The sequence below is a fragment of the Serratia sp. CY43202 genome, from assembly GCF_052168755.1.
Classification (GTDB): Bacteria; Pseudomonadota; Gammaproteobacteria; order Enterobacterales; family Enterobacteriaceae; genus Serratia; species Serratia bockelmannii.
Genome location: NZ_JBJNMB010000003.1, coordinates 72,027 through 89,842, shown reverse-complemented (window position 1 = coordinate 89,842; position 17,816 = coordinate 72,027). Strand labels below are relative to the sequence as shown.

Genomic DNA, 17,816 nt, shown 5'->3' with positions numbered 1-17,816 from the left:
AAGCGCAGCCTCACATCAACCGCGCTTGGCCAGGGTTTGCAGCATGGCATTGACCATCAGCGTAGACTGCTTGGCCGCTACCACCAGGAACTCGTCAAAGCTCATGTGCGACTCGCTGTCGGCGACGTCGGAAATGGCGCGCACCACCACGAACGGCGTGCCGAACAGATGGCAGACGTGGGCGATCGCCGCGGCTTCCATTTCCACGGCGGCGACGCGCGGGAAAGTGGCGCGGATGCGCGCCAGCGGCTCGGCGCCGTTGATGAAGGCGTCACCGCTGCAGATCAGGCCGCGCACCGCGTGCAGATCCAGCTGTTTGATGCAGCTTTCCGCCAGCGCGATCAGCGCGTCGTCGGCGACGAACGCCGCCGGGCAGCCGGCCATCTGGCCCGGCTCGTAGCCGAAGGCGGTGACGTCGGCGTCGTGGTAGCGCACTTCTTCCGACACCACGATATCGCCCACGCGCAGGGTGCTGGCCAGGCCGCCGGCGGAACCGGTGTTGATCACCAGATCCGGGCTGCAGTGTTCCAGTAGCAGGGTGGTGCCCATGGCCGCAGAGACTTTGCCGATGCCGGATTTCAGCAAGGCCACGTCAACGCCGCCGATCTGGCCGGTGTAGATTTCGCAGCCCGCGCGCTGGATGGTTTGACGGTTTTCGATTTGATCGCGCAGCAGGGTGACTTCCTGCTCCATTGCGCCGATGATGCCTACTTTCATAAATAACACTCGCTGATTGGCCGTGAGAATTGCGGCATAGTCTATCATGGCTGTGTATCAGAGATAATGCGTTGCATCCGCTGCCGGGAATTGTTATCACGGGGGCAGGGCGCAACGGCGGAGAAACAGATGTCCGGGATCGACTTCAAGCAAAAAATCAGCTTCCAACGGCCTTTCAGCAAACCGATCGAGGCCGAGGAAGAGTACGACATCGTGCGGCAGTTCGAGAGCGATCGCGGGCGCATCGTCAACTCGGCCGCCATTCGCCGTCTGCAGCAAAAAACCCAGGTGTTTCCGCTGGAACGCAACGCGGCGGTGCGCAGCCGCCTGACGCACTCGATGGAGGTGCAGCAGGTTGGGCGCCACATCGCCAAAGAGATCCTCAATCGCTTCAAACAGGCGGGGAGAATTGATGAGCTCGGCTTGACCCGGCTGCTCGATCCGTTTGAAAGCATCGTGGAAATGGCCTGCCTGATGCACGACATCGGTAATCCGCCGTTCGGACACTTCGGCGAGTCGGCGATCAACGACTGGTTCGCCCAGCGGCTCGATCCCGCCAGCTGCGGCAGCGAGCCGGGCAGCCACGATCGCTGCCAGGTGGCGACGCTGCGCCTGCATGAAGGGGAGGGCGATCTGAACCGGCTGCGCAGCCGGATCCGTCAGGATCTCAGCCACTTCGAGGGCAACGCCCAGGCGATCCGTATGGTGTACAGCCTGCTCAAGCTCAACCTGACCTACGCGCAGGTCGGCTGCATTTTGAAATACACCCGCCCGGCCTACTGGGCGAGCGACATCCCTGCCAGCCACAGTTACCTGATGAAAAAGCCCGGCTACTATCTGGCGGAAGAGGCCTTCGTCGATCGGTTGCGGCGCGAGCTGCACATGGGCGAGTTCGATCGTTTCCCGCTGACCTATATTATGGAGGCCGCCGACGATATCTCGTACTGTGTGGCCGATCTGGAAGACGCGGTGGAGAAGAGCATTTTCACCGTCGAGCAGCTGTATCAGCACCTGATTCAGGAGTGGGGCGAGGTGGTGCCGGGCGATCTGTTCGACAAGACCGTCGCCAGCGCGTTTCGCAAGATCGATCGCGGCGGCGCGCGGCGCAGCGCGGAAGATCAGTTCTTCATGTATCTGCGGGTGTTTACCGTGGCGCGGCTGGTGCCGCATGCGGCGCAGCGCTTTATCGACAATCTGGACGCGGTCTATCAGGGCAGTTTCAATCAGGCGCTGCTGGAGGATTCCAGCCCGGCCTATCGGCTACTGAAGATATTTAAAAATGTGGCGTTCAAGCACGTGTTCAACCACCCTGAGGTCGAGCAGCTCGAGCTGCAAGGCTATCGGGTGATCAGCGGCCTGCTGGACATTTACAGCCCGCTGTTGGCGATGTCGCTGGCGGACTTCAGCCAGCTGGTGCGCGAGGACAGCCATCGCGCTTATCCGATTGAAACACGCCTGTTCCACAAGCTGTCCACCAAGCATCGGCTAGCGTATGCGGAGGCGGTAGAAGGGCTGCAGCATTTATCGCCGGAGCAGCAAGGCATTCGGGAATATTATTTCCGCGCGCGTTTATTGCAGGACTATATCAGCGGAATGACCGACCTGTACGCCTATGATGAATATCGTCGATTGATGGCGGCGGAATAATTGAGCTGAAGAATAATTGCCAGCAATTCCAACCGGTTGGCTGTCTCGAGTTTTGTAAAGACGGACAATATTTGTTTACTATTGCCAATCATCTGTGCCGGAACTTCGGGCTATTAATTAACTCTGAATAAGCACGCAAGACGGCCATTCTTTTTGAACGACTTTATAAGAGACACACAGATGAAAAAAACCGCATTAGTTCTGAGCGCACTGGCATTCAGTATCGGTATGGCGATGGGCCCGGCGACGGCCAGCGCCGCTGAAACCGCCTCTTCCAGCACCCAACAGCTGCCGAGCCTGGCACCGATGCTGGAGAAGGTGATGCCTTCCGTCGTGAGCATTAACGTTGAGGGCAGCACCACGGTCAATACGCCGCGCATGCCGCAGCAGTTCCAACAGTTCTTCGGTGAGGATTCGCCGTTCTGCCAGGACGGTTCGCCGTTCCAGGGCTCGCCGATGTGTCAGGGCGGTGAACAGCCAGGGCCGGATGGCCAGCCGCAGGGCACGCAGCAGAAATTCCAGGCGCTGGGCGCCGGGGTGGTCATCGATGCCACCAAGGGCTATGTGGTGACCAATAACCACGTGGTGGACAACGCCAACAAGATCCAGGTGCAGCTGAGCGACGGACGCCGCTTCGACGCCAAAGTGATCGGCAAGGATCCGCGTTCCGATATCGCGTTGATCCAGCTGAAAGACTTCAAGAACCTGACGGCGATCAAGATGGCGGACTCCGATCAGCTGCGCGTCGGCGATTACACCGTGGCGATCGGCAACCCGTACGGGTTGGGTGAAACCGCCACCTCGGGCATCGTGTCCGCCCTGGGGCGCAGCGGCCTGAACATCGAAAACTACGAAAACTTTATCCAGACCGATGCGGCGATCAACCGCGGTAACTCCGGCGGCGCGCTGGTTAACCTGAACGGCGAGCTGATCGGCATCAACACCGCGATCCTGGCGCCGGACGGCGGCAATATCGGTATCGGCTTCGCTATTCCGAGCAACATGGTGAAAAACCTGACGGCGCAAATGGTCGAGTATGGCCAGGTGAAACGCGGCGAACTGGGCATCATGGGCACCGAGCTGAACTCTGAGCTGGCCAAGGCGATGAAGGTCGATGCGCAGCGCGGGGCCTTCGTCAGCCAGGTAATGCCGAAATCTTCCGCCGCGAAGGCGGGCATCAAGGCCGGCGACGTGATCGTCACCATGAACGGCAAGGCCATCTCCAGCTTCGCCTCGTTCCGGGCGGAGATCGGCACGCTGCCGGTCGGCAGCAAGATGTCGCTGGGCATTATTCGCGACGGCAAGCCGATAACGATTGACGTCACGCTGGAGCAAAGCGCGCAGACCCAGGTGGCCTCGGGCAATATCTACACCGGCATTGAAGGCGCCGAGCTGAGCAATACCCAGGTCGGCAACGTGAAAGGCGTCAAGGTCGACAGCGTGAAAGCCGGCAGCGCCGCCGCGCGCATCGGCCTGAAAAAGGGCGACGTGATCCTGGGCGTGAACCAACAGCCGATCCAGAACCTGGGCGAGCTGCGTAAAATCCTCGACAGCAAACCGTCGGTGCTGGCGTTGAATATTCAGCGTGGCGATAGCCAACTGTACCTGCTGGCGCAGTGATAAACGTCAGGCGCTAAAAGCAACAAAGGCACGCTACGGCGTGCCTTTTTGCATTATGGCCTGAGGATTCAGGCCGGTTGCGCCAGATGCGCGCGCGCCGCGTGGATCACCAGTTCAATCTCATCCAACAGCTCCAGCCACTCCGGCTCCAGTTCGTCGTTGGTGATGCCCTGGCGCAGCTGCCGCTCGAGGTAGAAACACAGCTGCTTGAGGCGCGGCACGCCGCTGTAGCTGCAGCTGCCGTGCAGCTTATGGACCAGGTCGAGGATCTCGTCGTCGTGTTGCCCCTCGAGCAGCGCCTGCACCCGTTCGCGCACCTGCGGCAGGAAATCGAGCAGCATTTGCAGCAGATCGCGCGCCAGATCCGGTTTATTGGCCGCCTGGCGCAGCGCCAGCGGCCAGTCGAGCGACAGCGGGGCATCGTCGGCGACGGCGCTTTCCACGTCGCCGCTGTGGTAGCGCGACAGCACGCGGGTCAGCATTTTCTCGTCGATCGGCTTGGCCAGGTAGTCGTCCATCCCGGCCTGCAGCAGATGCTCGCGTTCGCCGCTGGCGGCATGGGCAGTGACGGCGACGATCGGCGTAGAGTTGTGGTGCGGCAGTTGGCGGATCAGTTCGCTGGCGTGAATGCCGTCCATCTTCGGCATTTGAATGTCCATCAGGATCAGATCCAGCACGTTGTTGCGCGCCAGCGCCAGCGCTTCCTCACCGCTCTCGCACAGAAGCGTTTTTTCCACCTGTTCGCCCAGCAGCGTGCCGATCAGCTTCAGGTTGGCCGGGTTGTCGTCCACCGCCATCACCGTCAGCGGCAGACGTTTACGCTCAGGTGGGGCGGCGAGCCGATCGGGCGTCTCCATTCTCAGCAGCGGGAACAGACGCGTGCTGGTGATAGGCTTGATCAGGCAGCCAAGCGCACCTTGTTGCTTGAGCAGTTCGGCGTCGATCTGCGCCTGGCACGGCAGCGCCAGAATCACCCGATCGGCCAGCTTCAGCGAGGCCAACAATTTGTCCTGATGCTGCGCCATGTTGTCGCGGAACGGGATCGGCACGCCGGCCAGCAGGAAATCGTAATGGCCTGACGGCAGCTGGCCCAGCGTCGGCGAGTGGGTGATCACCAGCTGCGTGACGCTGAGCATGTTGAGCGTCGCCTGTGCCGCCGTCGGGTTGGACTCGATATAGGCCAGCGTTTTGCCGTTCAGATCCGGCAGGCTCGGCGCCAGCGACAGCATGCCCTCGTTCAGATCCAGCGTGATGTGGAACCAGAAGGTCGAGCCGCGATTCAGCTGGCTGTGGAAGCAGATGTCGCCGCCCATCTCCTTCACCAGCTTTTGCGTGATCACCAACCCTAGCCCGGTGCCGCCGTGGCGGCGGGAGATGCTGGCGTCTGCCTGACGGAATGCCTGGAACAGCTGCGACTGCTGGCGTTCGGAGATGCCGATGCCGGTGTCGTGGATCTGCACTTCCACTTCCACCCGGCGATCCAGCTGTTTGCGCAGCTCGACGCGGATATCGATATTGCCAGTTTCGGTGAACTTGATGGCGTTCCCCAGCAAGTTGGTGATGATTTGCTGCAGGCGCAGCGAGTCGCCGATCACCTGCTCCGGCACGTCGTTGTGCACATCCAGCGTCAGCTCCAGCCCTTTGTCGTGGGCGCTGGGGGCCAGCAGCACCACCACTTCGTCCAGCGTTTCGCGCAGGGCGAACGGAATATGCTCCAGCACCAGCTTGCCGGCCTCCAGCTTGGAGAAGTCCAGCACATCGTTGATGATGGTCAGCAGGTTGTTGGCCGAGCGTTCGATGGTCTGCAAATAATCGGTTTGGGTTGCGCTCAGATCGGTTTTCAGCATCTGGCGGGTAAAACCGATCACGCCGTTGAGCGGGGTACGCAGCTCGTGCGACATGTTGGCCAGGAATTCGGACTTGATGCGCGCTGCCTCCTGCGCGCGTTTTTTCGCCAAATCCAGCTCGACGTTCTGGATCTCCATTTGCTCCAGCGTTTCACGCAGGTCGGAGGTGGCCTGATCGATGTTCTGCTGCATCTCTTCGTGATAGGCGGTAAGCGACATCGCCATCGAGTTGATGCCGTTCTTCAGCATGTGCAGCTCGCCGAGCATGTAGCCCTCCACGCGGCTGTCGAGCTGGCCGCGGCGGATGCGGTCGACGGTGTTCACCATGTTGCGGATCGGGCCGGTCACGTCGCGCATCAGCCGGTAAGCAAACAGGATGGCGATACACATGCACAGCAACAGCAGCAGGGTGGAGACGAACACCTCTTTATACTGCTGCAACCGCACCGACTGCAGATCCAGCTCGATCGCCACATAGCCCAGGTTGTTGTCGGGGTGGCTGCCGCCGTCAGCGGTTTCATCCGGATATTGGTTTTCCGACAGGATCGGCGTGCGGAGGATCAGCGAATCGCCGCGTCGGGTGAGCATCAGCTCGGTGGGCAACGGCACGCCTTTCGGCAGCTGCAGCTGAGCGAAGTTGTGATGATAATTGGAGGTGACGAACAAATTGTTCTGCGCATCGAACACGGTGATCGAACGCACGATGTCCGAATGGCGGCGGTGCAACAGGCTGACCAACTGCCTGACCGATTCGCGGCTGCGGAACGTCATGCCGTACTCGCTGGCCACCGCCAGCGGCTCGATGATGCTGGCGCCGGCGTCGACCAATTGCTCCTGCAGCTCGTTATAGCGGTGCACCACGAAGAAGGTGCTGAGCAGCAAACCAATCAGCAAGGTCGGGGCCAGAATCAGGATCATCATGCGCGCACGCAGGCTGTATTTGGTCATGGGATTCCAATGTGGGAGAATTGACAGCTGACACTAGCTTAATGAACCAGCACACAATCGACAAATATGGCGCAATTCTACTCTCCCAAACGCCGCGTGACGACCCGGCAGAGCTCACAAATCTTCACCGTGACGGTGAGCGATCTCGATCCTTTCGGCCAGGGCGTGGCGCGCCACGACGGCAAAGCGGTGTTCGTGCCGGGCGTATTGCCGGGCGAGCAGGCGGAAATCCAGCTGACCGAAGACAAGCGCCAGTTCGCCAAAGGCAAGCTCAAGCGCCTGCTGAGCCGCAGCCCGCAGCGGGTGGCACCGCGCTGTCCGCATTTCGGCGTGTGCGGCGGCTGCCAGCAGCAGCATGCGGATGAGGCACTGCAGCAGCAGAGCAAGGCGGCGGCGCTGGTGCGCATGATCGCCCGCGAAACCGGGGTGACCCCGCAGCAGGAACCGGTGATCGCCGGCCCGGAATACGGTTATCGCCGCCGCGCCCGCCTGAGCCTGGCGTGGCAGCCGAAGTTGCAGCGCCTGATGATGGGGTTTCGACAGGCGGCCTCCAGCGAGCTGGTAGCGGTGGAGCACTGCCCGGTGCTGCGCCCGGAGCTGGAACAGCTGCTGGCGCCGGTGCGCGCCTGCCTGAGCGGGCTGCAGGCGGTGCGGCGGCTGGGGCATGTGGAGCTGGTGCTGGCGGATAACGGCCCGCTGCTGGTGCTGCGCCATCTCGATGCCCTGAAAGAGGCGGATCGCCAGGCGCTGTTGGCGTTTGGCGAGCGGGAAAACGTCGCTGTTTATCTGGCGCCGGACAGCGACCGCGTGGAAAAACTGTGCGGTGAAACGCCGTATTATCAGGTTGACGGGCTACGCTTAGACTTCAGTCCGCGCGACTTTATTCAGGTCAATGACGCCGTAAACCAACAAATGGTGGCGCAGGCCCTTGAATGGCTCGACATTCAACCCAATGATCGGGTGCTGGACCTGTTCTGCGGCATGGGGAATTTCACCCTGCCGCTGGCGCGCCGCGCCGCTGCGGTGGTGGGCATCGAAGGTGTTGCCACGCTGGTAGCGAATGGGCAATATAATGCACATAAGAATAAGCTGAATAATGCGTCGTTCTTCCATGAGAATCTGGAGGACGACGTTGAGCGGCAACCTTGGGCAGCACAAGGGTTTGATAAGGTGATGCTGGATCCCGCCCGCGCCGGTGCGGCCGGGGTGATGTCACACATTGTAAAACTGGCGCCGGCGCGGGTGGTGTATGTTTCCTGTAACCCCACCACGCTGGCTCGCGACAGCAAAGTGCTGTTGAACGCCGGTTATCGTCTTGCGCGCGTGCGGATGTTGGATATGTTTCCGCACACGGGGCATCTTGAATCAATGGCGCTGTTTATCAACGAGCGCGCGCCAGAGGTCGCTGCAAAGTAGGGAGAAGTTATGGTTGCGGTAAGAAGTGCACATCTGAATACGGCGGGTGAGTTCGCTCTCGATGAGTGGATCGCCGGCTTGGGGCTACCCAACCCGCAGTCATGTGAGCGATTGGCCGCAACCTGGCGTTATTGTGAGCAGCAGACCCAAAACCATCCCGACGCCTCGCTGCTGCTGTGGCGCGGCCTGGAGATGGTGGAAATCCTCTCGACGCTGAGCATGGACAACGACAGTATGCGCGCCGCGCTGCTGTTCCCGCTGGTGGACGCCGGCATCGTGCAGGAAGAGACCCTGACCGAAGCGTTCGGCAATGGCATCGTCGCGCTGGTGCACGGCGTGCGCGACATGGACGCCATTCGTCAACTGAAAGCCACCCAAAACGACTCGATGGCCTCCGAACAGGTCGACAACGTGCGCCGCATGCTGTTGGCGATGGTGGAGGATTTCCGCTGCGTGGTCATCAAGCTGGCGGAACGTATCGCCCACCTGCGCGAGGTGAAAGACGCGCCGGAAGACGAACGCGTGCTGGCGGCGAAAGAGTGTTCCAACATCTACGCCCCGTTGGCTAACCGGCTCGGCATCGGCCAACTGAAGTGGGAGCTGGAAGATTTCTGCTTCCGCTACCTGCACCCGGAAGAATACAAGCGCATCGCCAAGCTGTTGCATGAGCGCCGCATCGATCGCGAACAGTTCATCGACGACTTCGTCGCCGGGCTGCGCGCCGAGATGGCCAAAGAAGGCATTCGGGTGGAGATTTACGGCCGGCCGAAACACATCTACAGCATCTGGCGCAAGATGCAGAAAAAGCACCTGGCGTTTGACGAACTGTTCGACGTGCGCGCGGTGCGCATCGTGGCGGAGCGTCTACAGGATTGCTACGCGGCGTTGGGCATCGTGCATACCCACTTCCGCCACCTGCCGGACGAGTTCGACGACTACGTCGCCAACCCGAAACCCAACGGCTACCAGTCGATCCACACCGTGGTGCTGGGGCCGCGCGGCAAAACCGTCGAGATTCAGATCCGCACCCGGCAAATGCATGAAGACGCCGAGCTGGGCGTGGCCGCACACTGGAAGTACAAAGAGGGCGCGGGCGTGACCGTGCGCTCCGGCTACGAAGAGCGCATCGCCTGGCTGCGTAAGCTCATCGCCTGGCAGGAAGAGATGGCGGACTCCGGCGAAATGCTCGACGAAGTGCGCAGCCAGGTGTTCGACGATCGGGTCTATGTCTTTACCCCGAAAGGCGACGTGGTGGATCTGCCGGCCGGCTCCACGCCGCTCGATTTCGCTTACCACATTCACAGCGACGTCGGTCACCGCTGCATCGGCGCCAAGATCGGCGGCCGCATCGTGCCGTTTACCTATCAGCTGAAGATGGGCGATCAGATTGAGATCATCACCCAGAAACAGCCAAACCCGAGCCGCGACTGGCTGAACCCGAACCTGGGCTACGTGACCACCAGCCGCGGGCGCTCGAAGATCCACAACTGGTTCCGCAAGCAGGATCGCGACAAGAACATTCTCGCCGGCCGCCAGATGCTGGACAACGAACTGGAGCATCTCGGCATCAGCCTGAAAGAGGCTGAGAAGCTGTTGATCCCGCGCTACAACATGAACTCGCTGGACGAGGTGTTGGCGGCGATCGGCGGCGGGGACATTCGCCTGAACCAGATGGTGAATTACCTGCAGGGCAAGTTCAACAAGCCGAGCGCCGAAGAGCAGGATCGCGAGGCGCTGCGCCAGCTGGTGCAGCAGAAAGCGCCGCCGCCGACCCGCAACAAGGATAACGGCCGCGTGGTGGTGGAGGGCGTGGGCAACCTGATGCACCACATCGCCCGCTGCTGCCAGCCGATCCCGGGCGACGACATCGTCGGTTTTATTACCCAGGGGCGCGGTATTTCGATCCACCGTGCGGACTGCGATCAGCTGGTCGATCTGCAATCGCATGCGCCGGAGCGCATCGTCGATGCGGTGTGGGGCGAAAGCTACTCCAGCGGTTATTCGCTGGTGGTGCGCGTGATGGCCAACGATCGCAGCGGGCTGCTGCGCGATATCACCACCATTCTGGCCAACGAAAAGGTCAACGTGCTGGGCGTCGCCAGCCGCAGCGATACCAAGAAGCAGTTGGCCACTATCGACATGGATATCGAAATCTACAACCAGCAGGTGTTGAGCCGGGTGCTGGCGAAGCTGAACCAACTGCCGGACGTGATAGACGCCAAGCGTTTGCACGGCAACTAAGCCCATATCGCCTTTCGGGCCGTATCGATAGCGGATGCGGCCCGAAATCCATGAATTCTGCGGGCGCTCCCCTGCGCCCCCATTCTTTCTCAGAGATTTTTTATGACCCAATCCACTCCGCTGCAGCGTCTGCTGAACATCATGAAAACGCTGCGCGACCCGCAGCTCGGCTGCTCGTGGGACCGCAAGCAAACCTTCGCCACCATTGCGCCTTATACGTTGGAAGAGACCTACGAAGTGCTGGACGCCATCGAACGGCAGGACTACGCCGATCTGCGCGACGAACTGGGCGACTTGCTGTTCCAGGTGGTGTTCTACGCCCAGATGGGGCAGGAACAGGGGCTGTTCGATTTTGATGAGGTGTGCACCGCCATCAGCGACAAGCTGGAGCGCCGTCATCCGCACATCTTCGGCGACGCCAAGGGCGGAGACAGCGAAGCCGTGGCGGCGCGCTGGGAGCAGCTCAAGGCCGGCGAGCGCGCCGAAAAAGCGCTGCACTCGGTGCTGGACGACATTCCGCAGGCGTTGCCGGCGTTGATGAAGGCGCAAAAGATCCAAAAACGCTGCGCCTCGGTCGGCTTCGACTGGAACACGCTGGGCCCGGTGCTGGACAAAGTGTATGAAGAGATCGACGAAGTGATGCACGAAGCCCGCCAGGCGGTGGTTGATGAGCGCAAGCTGGAAGAGGAGATCGGCGATCTGCTGTTCGCCACCGTGAACCTGTCGCGCCATTTGGGCCACAAGGCCGAGAACGCGCTGCAGGCGGCGAACCGCAAGTTCGAACGCCGCTTCCGGGAGGTGGAGGCGATCGTCCAGCAACGCGGGCTGCGGCTTGAAGACGCCACGCTGGAGCAGATGGAAGACGCCTGGCAGCAGGTGAAGCGCAAGGAAAGTTGAATCGCTGCAACGACAATGTTGATCGCAAACAAGGTTCACTCAGGCTGAAACGGTTAAGCTTACGGTCAGGTCACAGGCGCAGGGCTGCCGTCGGCAGCAAAAGGCCAACAAACTGAAATCTAAGGCGTTTTATCGCTCGATAGGGGCGGTAAAAAGAAATTTTCTCCGCTAACTCTTTGTATTTCCTAGAGGGTTTAGGCGGCGCCGGCGGAGTAAACCCTGATGAACACGGGAGGGCGGCCGAGATGATGGACAGCAAAACGATCGTTTGTAGGTCAGGAGAGGTTCGGGTATACTACTTTCCCGTCCTGGTTCTTCCATCGTCTTTAAACCTAAACTCTCAGGTTCAGCATGACAACTAATTATATTTTTGTGACCGGCGGGGTCGTATCCTCTCTGGGTAAAGGCATTGCCGCAGCCTCTCTGGCGGCTATTCTTGAAGCCCGTGGCCTCAACGTTACCATCATGAAACTGGACCCGTACATCAACGTGGATCCGGGCACCATGAGCCCGATTCAGCATGGGGAAGTTTTCGTCACCGAAGACGGCGCAGAAACCGATCTGGATTTGGGTCACTACGAGCGCTTCATCCGCACCAAAATGTCGCGTCGCAACAACTTCACCACCGGCCGCATCTACTCCGACGTGCTGCGTAAAGAACGCCGCGGCGACTATCTGGGTGCGACCGTGCAGGTCATTCCGCACATCACCAACGCGATCAAAGAGCGCATCATCGAAGGTGGCGAAGGCCACGATGTGGTGCTGGTGGAAATCGGCGGCACCGTCGGCGATATCGAATCGCTGCCGTTCCTCGAAGCCATCCGTCAGATGGCGGTGGAAGTGGGCCGCGAGCACACTCTGTACATGCACCTGACGCTGGTGCCGTACATGGCGGCGGCCGGCGAAGTGAAAACCAAGCCGACCCAGCATTCCGTAAAAGAGCTGCTTTCCATCGGTATTCAGCCTGATGTGCTGATTTGCCGTTCCGATCGCGCGGTTCCTGCTAACGAACGCGCTAAAATCGCGCTTTTCTGCAACGTGCCGGAAAAAGCGGTTATCTCTCTGAAAGACGTTGATTCTATTTATAAAATCCCAGGCCTATTGAAATCTCAGGGGCTGGACGATTATATTTGTAAACGATTCAGCTTGAACGCACCGGAAGCCAACCTGGCCGAATGGGAACAGGTGATCTACGAAGAAGCCAATCCGGGCGGCGAAGTGACCATCGGAATGGTCGGCAAATACGTTGAGCTGCCGGATGCCTACAAGTCGGTGATCGAAGCGCTGAAACACGGCGGGCTGAAAAACCGTCTGACCGTGAACATCAAGCTGATCGACTCGCAGGACGTAGAAACCCGCGGCGTGGAAGTGCTGAAAGGGCTGGATGCGATCCTGATCCCGGGCGGCTTCGGCTACCGCGGCGTGGAAGGCAAAGTGATGACCGCACGCTATGCGCGCGAGAACAACATTCCTTACCTGGGCATTTGCCTGGGCATGCAGGTGGCGTTGATGGAGTTCGCTCGCAACGTGGCCGGCATGGAAAACGCCAACTCCACCGAGTTTATGCCAGACTGTAAGTACCCGGTGGTGGCGTTGATCACCGAATGGCGCGACGAAGACGGCAACGTCGAAGTGCGCAGCGAAGAAAGCGATTTGGGCGGCACGATGCGCGTAGGTGGCCAACAGTGCAACCTGAGCGACAACAGCCTGGTGCGTCAGCTGTACGGCGAACCGACCATTGTCGAGCGTCATCGTCACCGTTACGAAGTTAACAACATGCTGTTGAAGCAGATCGAAGCCGCAGGGCTGCGTGTCGCCGGCCGTTCCGCCGACAACAAGCTGGTCGAGATCATTGAACTGCCGAATCACCCGTGGTTTGTAGCCTGTCAGTTCCACCCGGAATTTACGTCTACGCCGCGTGATGGGCATCCGCTGTTCGCTGGCTTCGTGAAAGCCGCAGGCGAGCATCAGAAGCGCCAGGTGAAATAAAATATTTGGTGGGCGGCGCGCGGTGAGAACCGCGCGCTGTTTGTCTGGAGTTTTAGTTTAACTTGTACTGAGGAAAACCTAATGTCCAAAATCGTTAAAGTCATCGGTCGTGAAATCATCGACTCCCGCGGTAACCCGACTGTTGAAGCCGAAGTTCATCTGGAAGGCGGTTTCGTCGGCTTGGCTGCTGCGCCGTCAGGTGCTTCTACCGGTTCCCGCGAAGCGCTGGAACTGCGTGACGGTGACAAGTCTCGTTTCCTGGGTAAAGGCGTACTGAAAGCCGTTGCTGCAGTAAACGGTCCGATTGCTCAGGCAGTACTGGGTAAAGATGCCAAAGACCAGGCGAACATCGACAAGATCATGATCGATCTGGACGGCACCGAAAACAAATCCAACTTCGGCGCCAACGCCATTCTGGCGGTTTCCCTGGCAGCAGCGAAAGCGGCCGCAGCCTCTAAAGGCATGCCGCTGTATGAGCACATCGCTGAACTGAACGGCACCCCAGGCAAATTCTCCATGCCACTGCCGATGATGAACATCATCAACGGCGGCGAGCACGCTGACAACAACGTCGACATTCAGGAATTCATGATTCAGCCGGTTGGCGCGAAGACCCTGAAAGAAGCGGTGCGCATCGGTTCTGAAGTGTTCCACCACCTGGCGAAAGTTCTGAAAGCCAAAGGCATGAACACCGCCGTGGGCGACGAAGGCGGCTACGCGCCAAACCTGGGTTCCAACGCCGAAGCGCTGGCCGTTATCGCTGAAGCGGTAAAAGCGGCGGGCTACGAGCTGGGCAAAGACGTTACTCTGGCGATGGACTGCGCGGCTTCCGAATTCTACAAAGACGGTAAATACGTGCTGGCCGGCGAAGGCAATAAAGCCTTCACTTCCGAAGAGTTCACTCACTTCCTGGAAGAGCTGACCAAACAGTACCCAATCGTGTCTATCGAAGACGGCTTGGATGAATCTGACTGGGCGGGCTTCGCTTACCAGACCAAAGTGCTGGGCGACAAAATTCAGCTGGTGGGCGACGACCTGTTCGTGACCAACACCAAGATCCTGAAAGAAGGCATCGAGAAAGGCATCGCTAACTCCATCCTGATTAAATTCAACCAGATCGGTTCTCTGACCGAAACGCTGGCTGCAATCAAGATGGCGAAAGACGCCGGCTACACCGCGGTGATCTCTCACCGTTCCGGTGAAACCGAAGACGCGACCATCGCCGATCTGGCGGTAGGGACTGCGGCTGGCCAGATCAAAACCGGCTCCATGAGCCGTTCTGACCGCGTTGCTAAATACAACCAACTGATCCGTATCGAAGAAGCGCTGGGTGACCGTGCGCCATTCAACGGCCTGAAAGAAGTTAAAGGCCAGTAAGTTCGACCGATTCGGTTGTTAAATAAAAACCCGCTGCGGCGGGTTTTTTTGTGGCTATAACCGATATATTAACCAGTAGTTATTTATTAAAAACGGTAGTTTTTAACGGGGTAAATTTATTCCGATATCTCTCTTTCCCGTTTTTATATTCCCATTTTATTTGCTTTATAACTATTCGTTACTAGACTGCCAATAAGGCAGTTTATTTCTCGCCGTTCTGCCGTAGAACTTCATCATCACCATACCTTAATACTGCCGGCTTGCTGGCCGGTTGAGCGGGGGCTTGATGCGACAGCGAATCATCATTATCGGCGGTGGAACAGGCGGCACCATCCTGGCCAATTTATTGGCCGCAAAATTACACCAAGAGATTATTAATAATAAAGTCGAGTTATTAATGATATCGGATTCGCCGCTGCATTATTACAAGCCGGCGTTTATGTATGTGGCGTTCAATGCTTTTTTCAAGCAAGAGCTCACGCGTTCACAGCGGAGTTTATTGCGGCCTGAAATACAGTTTATTGTTGATAAAGCGCAATCTTTCGATTTAAAACAGCGAAGTATAGCTACGCAAAGCGGTAAAATTTATTCCTATGACTTTCTGGTCTTTGCTACCGGCTGTGTCCCTTGGCCAGAACGCATCGAAGGATTGGCGCAGGCGGGCGATCATTTTTATCAGTATCAGGCCGCCAGGCGGCTGGCGCATAAGCTGGCGACGATCGAAAAAGGCCGAATTTTCATCACCGTGTCCTTCCCCGAAACGCCCAACGTGCCCCATCAGTGCGGCATTGCGCCGATCGAAACCACCTTGATGCTGGACGACTACCTGCGGCGGCGCGGCGTGCGCAAGGCGGTAGAGATTGTGTACACCTACCCGACCATTTCCCAACTGCTGCGCAACTGCCTGTTTTTGCAGCGGCCGACCGGCGAAGCGCTGCCCGCCATTTTTGCCGCGCGCGACATTCGCCACCAGCGAGGGTTTACCCTCAGCCGGGTAGACGCCCAGCGTAACATCGCCTATTCCGCCGAAGGGGAAGAACAGCCGTTCGACATTCTGATGGCAACGCCGCCGATTCGCGCAGTCGAGGCGGTGCGCAATACCGGGTTGAGCGAGAGTCAAAACGGCGAAGGCTGGCTGCCAACCGATCATCAAACGCTGCAGGTCTACGGTCTGCAGGGCGTATATGTGATCGGCGATACCGTGGATTTGCCGGTCAGCAAGGCCGGCGGCTCTTGCCATAATCAGGCGCCGGTCATTGCCGACAACATCGTGGCGGAAATGCGGCTGGGCCAGCCCGTGAGCCATTACGATGGCAAGGTGCAGGCGGTCGCGCAAATGGGGCTGAATGCCGGCATGCCGCTGGTCTACGACTACCGGCATGACGTACTGCCGACGCCCGCCACCAAGGTAGGCGGCATGCTGCGTAATGGGTTTAACCGTGGCCTTTACTGGGCCACGGTAAGGGGGCTGATATGACGGAAAGCACGGTGCATGCGGCGGACCTGCAATCATTGGCGGCGTTGCTCGAGAAATTGCAGCCGCTGCTGGCGGGCGGGCGGTTGGATAACGTGGTCGATCTGTTGTCGCTGTTGTCGGACGTGGTGGATATCGCCGACAACGCGCTGGTGGAGAAACTGGCCGGCGTGTTTGAAGGGCTGGTTACGGTCGGTTGGGAGGGGGGGACTGCGTTGCAGATGGCGCACAGCGAGCTGCAATTGAATCCTCCGCCGGCCAGTTTTCGCGCGCTGTACGCCTTGCTGAAGCAGCCGGATACCCTGCTGGGGTTGACGCTGCTGCTGCGTACTTTACAAATCATCGGCCAGCGCACGCGAGACAGCGCATTGCCGCCGGCCCTTTCGGATGAATCAACGAATTAAGCTTCACCCACTCAGGTAAGGAGTTGTGTTATGTCCGCTACAGCAGTTGGCCACGACTTTGCCACCCGGGCTATTCATTACGGCTACGATCCGAAGCGGTATCAGGGGGCACTGTCTCCGCCGGTGTTTATGAGCTCTACGTTTGCTTTTCCCACCGCGGAATACGGCGGTGCCTGCTTTGCCGGCACCGAGCCGGGGTACTTTTATTCGCGCATCGCCAATCCGACGTTAACCCTGCTCGAGCAACGCATCGCCAACCTGGAGGAGGGGGAGGCGGCGGTGGCGTTCGCTTCCGGTATGGGGGCGATCACCGCGTGTTGCTGGACGCTGCTCAGACCGGGCGATGAGCTGATTGTCGATGAAACCGTCTATGGCTGTACCTTCAGCTACTTTCATCATGGCTTGGCACGCTTCGGCGTCAAGATAACCCACGTTGACCTGACCCGGCCGGAGCGGCTAGCGTCGGCCATGGGTCCGCATACCCGACTGGTGTATTGCGAAACCCCGGCCAATCCCAATATGCGCTTGGTCGATATCGCCGCCGTAGCGGAGATCGCCCATCGGCATCAGGCGCTGCTGCTGGTGGACAATACCTACTGCACGCCCTATCTACAGCGGCCCTTGGCGTTAGGTGCCGATATCGTGGTGCACTCGGCGACCAAGTACCTCGGCGGGCACGGCGATCTCTTGGCCGGGATAGCGGTGACGCGTCAGGCGTTGGCCGAGGCGATCCGTCTGGAGGGGTTAAAGGACATGAACGGGGCGGTACTGTCGGCGCAGGATGCCGCGCTGGTGCTGCGTGGGATGAAAACCTTGCCGCTGCGCATGGAACGTCATTGCGATAACGCGCAGCGCCTGGCAGAAATGTTGGCGGAGCATCCGGCGGTCGAGCGGGTGTATTACCCCGGCCTGGCGAACTTCCCGCAGCATGCGTTGGCGCAGCGGCAAATGGCGCGCCCCGGCGGCATGCTGGCGTTTGAACTGCGGGGCGGCATGCGTGCAGGCATTCGCTTCCTCAATGCGCTGCAGCTCATTTTGCGCGCGGTCAGCCTGGGCGATTGCGAAAGCCTGGCGCAACACCCGGCCAGCATGACGCACTCGGCCTACACGCCGGAAGAGCGGAAACGGCACCACATCAGCGAGGGGCTGGTGCGGCTGTCCGCCGGGCTGGAGGCGTTTGACGATCTGCAGGCCGATATCCTGCAGGCGCTGGCGCAAGCGCAATAAAAAAACCCGCCG

12 protein-coding genes are annotated in these 17,816 nt (G+C 59.5%); 10 read left to right on the top strand and 2 right to left on the bottom strand.

Annotated features, from left to right (window positions below):
- Positions 1-15: 15 nt before the first annotated feature.
- Complete coding sequence (gene mtnN / locus ACJ8J5_RS06905; protein ID WP_049200308.1) at positions 16-717, bottom strand: 5'-methylthioadenosine/S-adenosylhomocysteine nucleosidase; 702 nt, start codon at positions 715-717, stop codon at positions 16-18.
- Positions 718-846: 129 nt separating this feature from the next.
- Between mtnN and dgt the strand changes: the two genes are divergently transcribed.
- Together dgt and degP are read left to right on the top strand one after the other, a co-directional pair.
- Positions 847-2,364: a dGTPase gene (gene dgt / locus ACJ8J5_RS06900; protein ID WP_049207270.1), complete on the top strand. Its 1,518-nt coding sequence runs from the start codon at positions 847-849 to the stop codon at positions 2,362-2,364.
- A 180-nt stretch (positions 2,365-2,544) separates the two neighbouring features.
- Positions 2,545-3,984, top strand: coding sequence for a serine endoprotease DegP (degP, locus tag ACJ8J5_RS06895; RefSeq protein WP_147823051.1), 1,440 nt, complete (start codon positions 2,545-2,547; stop codon positions 3,982-3,984).
- 68 nt (positions 3,985-4,052) lie between these two features.
- Here the strand turns inward: degP and barA are convergent, their stop codons facing one another.
- On the bottom strand, positions 4,053-6,779 hold the full coding sequence (gene barA / locus ACJ8J5_RS06890) for a two-component sensor histidine kinase BarA (protein WP_049204768.1): 2,727 nt from the start codon (positions 6,777-6,779) through the stop codon (positions 4,053-4,055).
- Positions 6,780-6,845: 66 nt separating this feature from the next.
- Between barA and rlmD the strand changes: the two genes are divergently transcribed.
- The 8 genes from rlmD (at position 6,846) to ACJ8J5_RS06850 (ending at position 17,804) form a co-directional block, all read left to right on the top strand.
- Positions 6,846-8,195 (top strand): 23S rRNA (uracil(1939)-C(5))-methyltransferase RlmD, encoded by a 1,350-nt coding sequence (gene rlmD, locus ACJ8J5_RS06885; RefSeq protein WP_025301596.1) that lies wholly within the window; start codon positions 6,846-6,848, stop codon positions 8,193-8,195.
- Positions 8,196-8,204: 9 nt separating this feature from the next.
- Positions 8,205-10,436: a GTP diphosphokinase gene (gene relA, locus ACJ8J5_RS06880; RefSeq protein ID WP_025301597.1), complete on the top strand. Its 2,232-nt coding sequence runs from the start codon at positions 8,205-8,207 to the stop codon at positions 10,434-10,436.
- A 102-nt stretch (positions 10,437-10,538) separates the two neighbouring features.
- Positions 10,539-11,333: a nucleoside triphosphate pyrophosphohydrolase gene (gene mazG, locus ACJ8J5_RS06875; protein WP_197836119.1), complete on the top strand. Its 795-nt coding sequence runs from the start codon at positions 10,539-10,541 to the stop codon at positions 11,331-11,333.
- 351 nt (positions 11,334-11,684) lie between these two features.
- Entirely contained in the window at positions 11,685-13,322 is a 1,638-nt protein-coding gene (gene pyrG, locus ACJ8J5_RS06870) for a glutamine hydrolyzing CTP synthase (RefSeq protein WP_004932674.1), read from the top strand.
- Between the two features lie 81 nt (positions 13,323-13,403).
- Entirely contained in the window at positions 13,404-14,699 is a 1,296-nt protein-coding gene (gene eno / locus ACJ8J5_RS06865; protein WP_025301599.1) for a phosphopyruvate hydratase, read from the top strand.
- 286 nt (positions 14,700-14,985) lie between these two features.
- Positions 14,986-16,176: an FAD-dependent oxidoreductase gene (locus ACJ8J5_RS06860; RefSeq protein ID WP_197812907.1), complete on the top strand. Its 1,191-nt coding sequence runs from the start codon at positions 14,986-14,988 to the stop codon at positions 16,174-16,176.
- Entirely contained in the window at positions 16,173-16,577 is a 405-nt protein-coding gene (locus ACJ8J5_RS06855; RefSeq protein WP_080271238.1) for a hypothetical protein, read from the top strand. Before ACJ8J5_RS06860 ends, ACJ8J5_RS06855 begins: the two co-directional genes overlap by 4 nt.
- A gap of 30 nt (positions 16,578-16,607) precedes the next feature.
- Positions 16,608-17,804: a methionine gamma-lyase gene (locus ACJ8J5_RS06850; RefSeq protein WP_308369803.1), complete on the top strand. Its 1,197-nt coding sequence runs from the start codon at positions 16,608-16,610 to the stop codon at positions 17,802-17,804.
- Positions 17,805-17,816 lie beyond the last annotated feature (12 nt).

Excerpts from the sequence above, each read along its gene's own strand:
- relA (WP_025301597.1), top strand. The coding sequence starts at position 8,205 with ATGGTTGCGGTAAGAAGTGCACATCTGAATACGGCGGGTGAGTTCGCT.
- rlmD (WP_025301596.1), top strand. The coding sequence starts at position 6,846 with ATGGCGCAATTCTACTCTCCCAAACGCCGCGTGACGACCCGGCAGAGC.
- barA (WP_049204768.1), bottom strand. The coding sequence starts at position 6,779 with ATGACCAAATACAGCCTGCGTGCGCGCATGATGATCCTGATTCTGGCC.
- dgt (WP_049207270.1), top strand. The coding sequence starts at position 847 with ATGTCCGGGATCGACTTCAAGCAAAAAATCAGCTTCCAACGGCCTTTC.
- ACJ8J5_RS06855 (WP_080271238.1), top strand. The coding sequence starts at position 16,173 with ATGACGGAAAGCACGGTGCATGCGGCGGACCTGCAATCATTGGCGGCG.
- degP (WP_147823051.1), top strand. The coding sequence starts at position 2,545 with ATGAAAAAAACCGCATTAGTTCTGAGCGCACTGGCATTCAGTATCGGT.
- mtnN (WP_049200308.1), bottom strand. The coding sequence starts at position 717 with ATGAAAGTAGGCATCATCGGCGCAATGGAGCAGGAAGTCACCCTGCTG.
- ACJ8J5_RS06850 (WP_308369803.1), top strand. The coding sequence starts at position 16,608 with ATGTCCGCTACAGCAGTTGGCCACGACTTTGCCACCCGGGCTATTCAT.
- ACJ8J5_RS06860 (WP_197812907.1), top strand. The coding sequence starts at position 14,986 with ATGCGACAGCGAATCATCATTATCGGCGGTGGAACAGGCGGCACCATC.
- eno (WP_025301599.1), top strand. The coding sequence starts at position 13,404 with ATGTCCAAAATCGTTAAAGTCATCGGTCGTGAAATCATCGACTCCCGC.
- mazG (WP_197836119.1), top strand. The coding sequence starts at position 10,539 with ATGACCCAATCCACTCCGCTGCAGCGTCTGCTGAACATCATGAAAACG.
- pyrG (WP_004932674.1), top strand. The coding sequence starts at position 11,685 with ATGACAACTAATTATATTTTTGTGACCGGCGGGGTCGTATCCTCTCTG.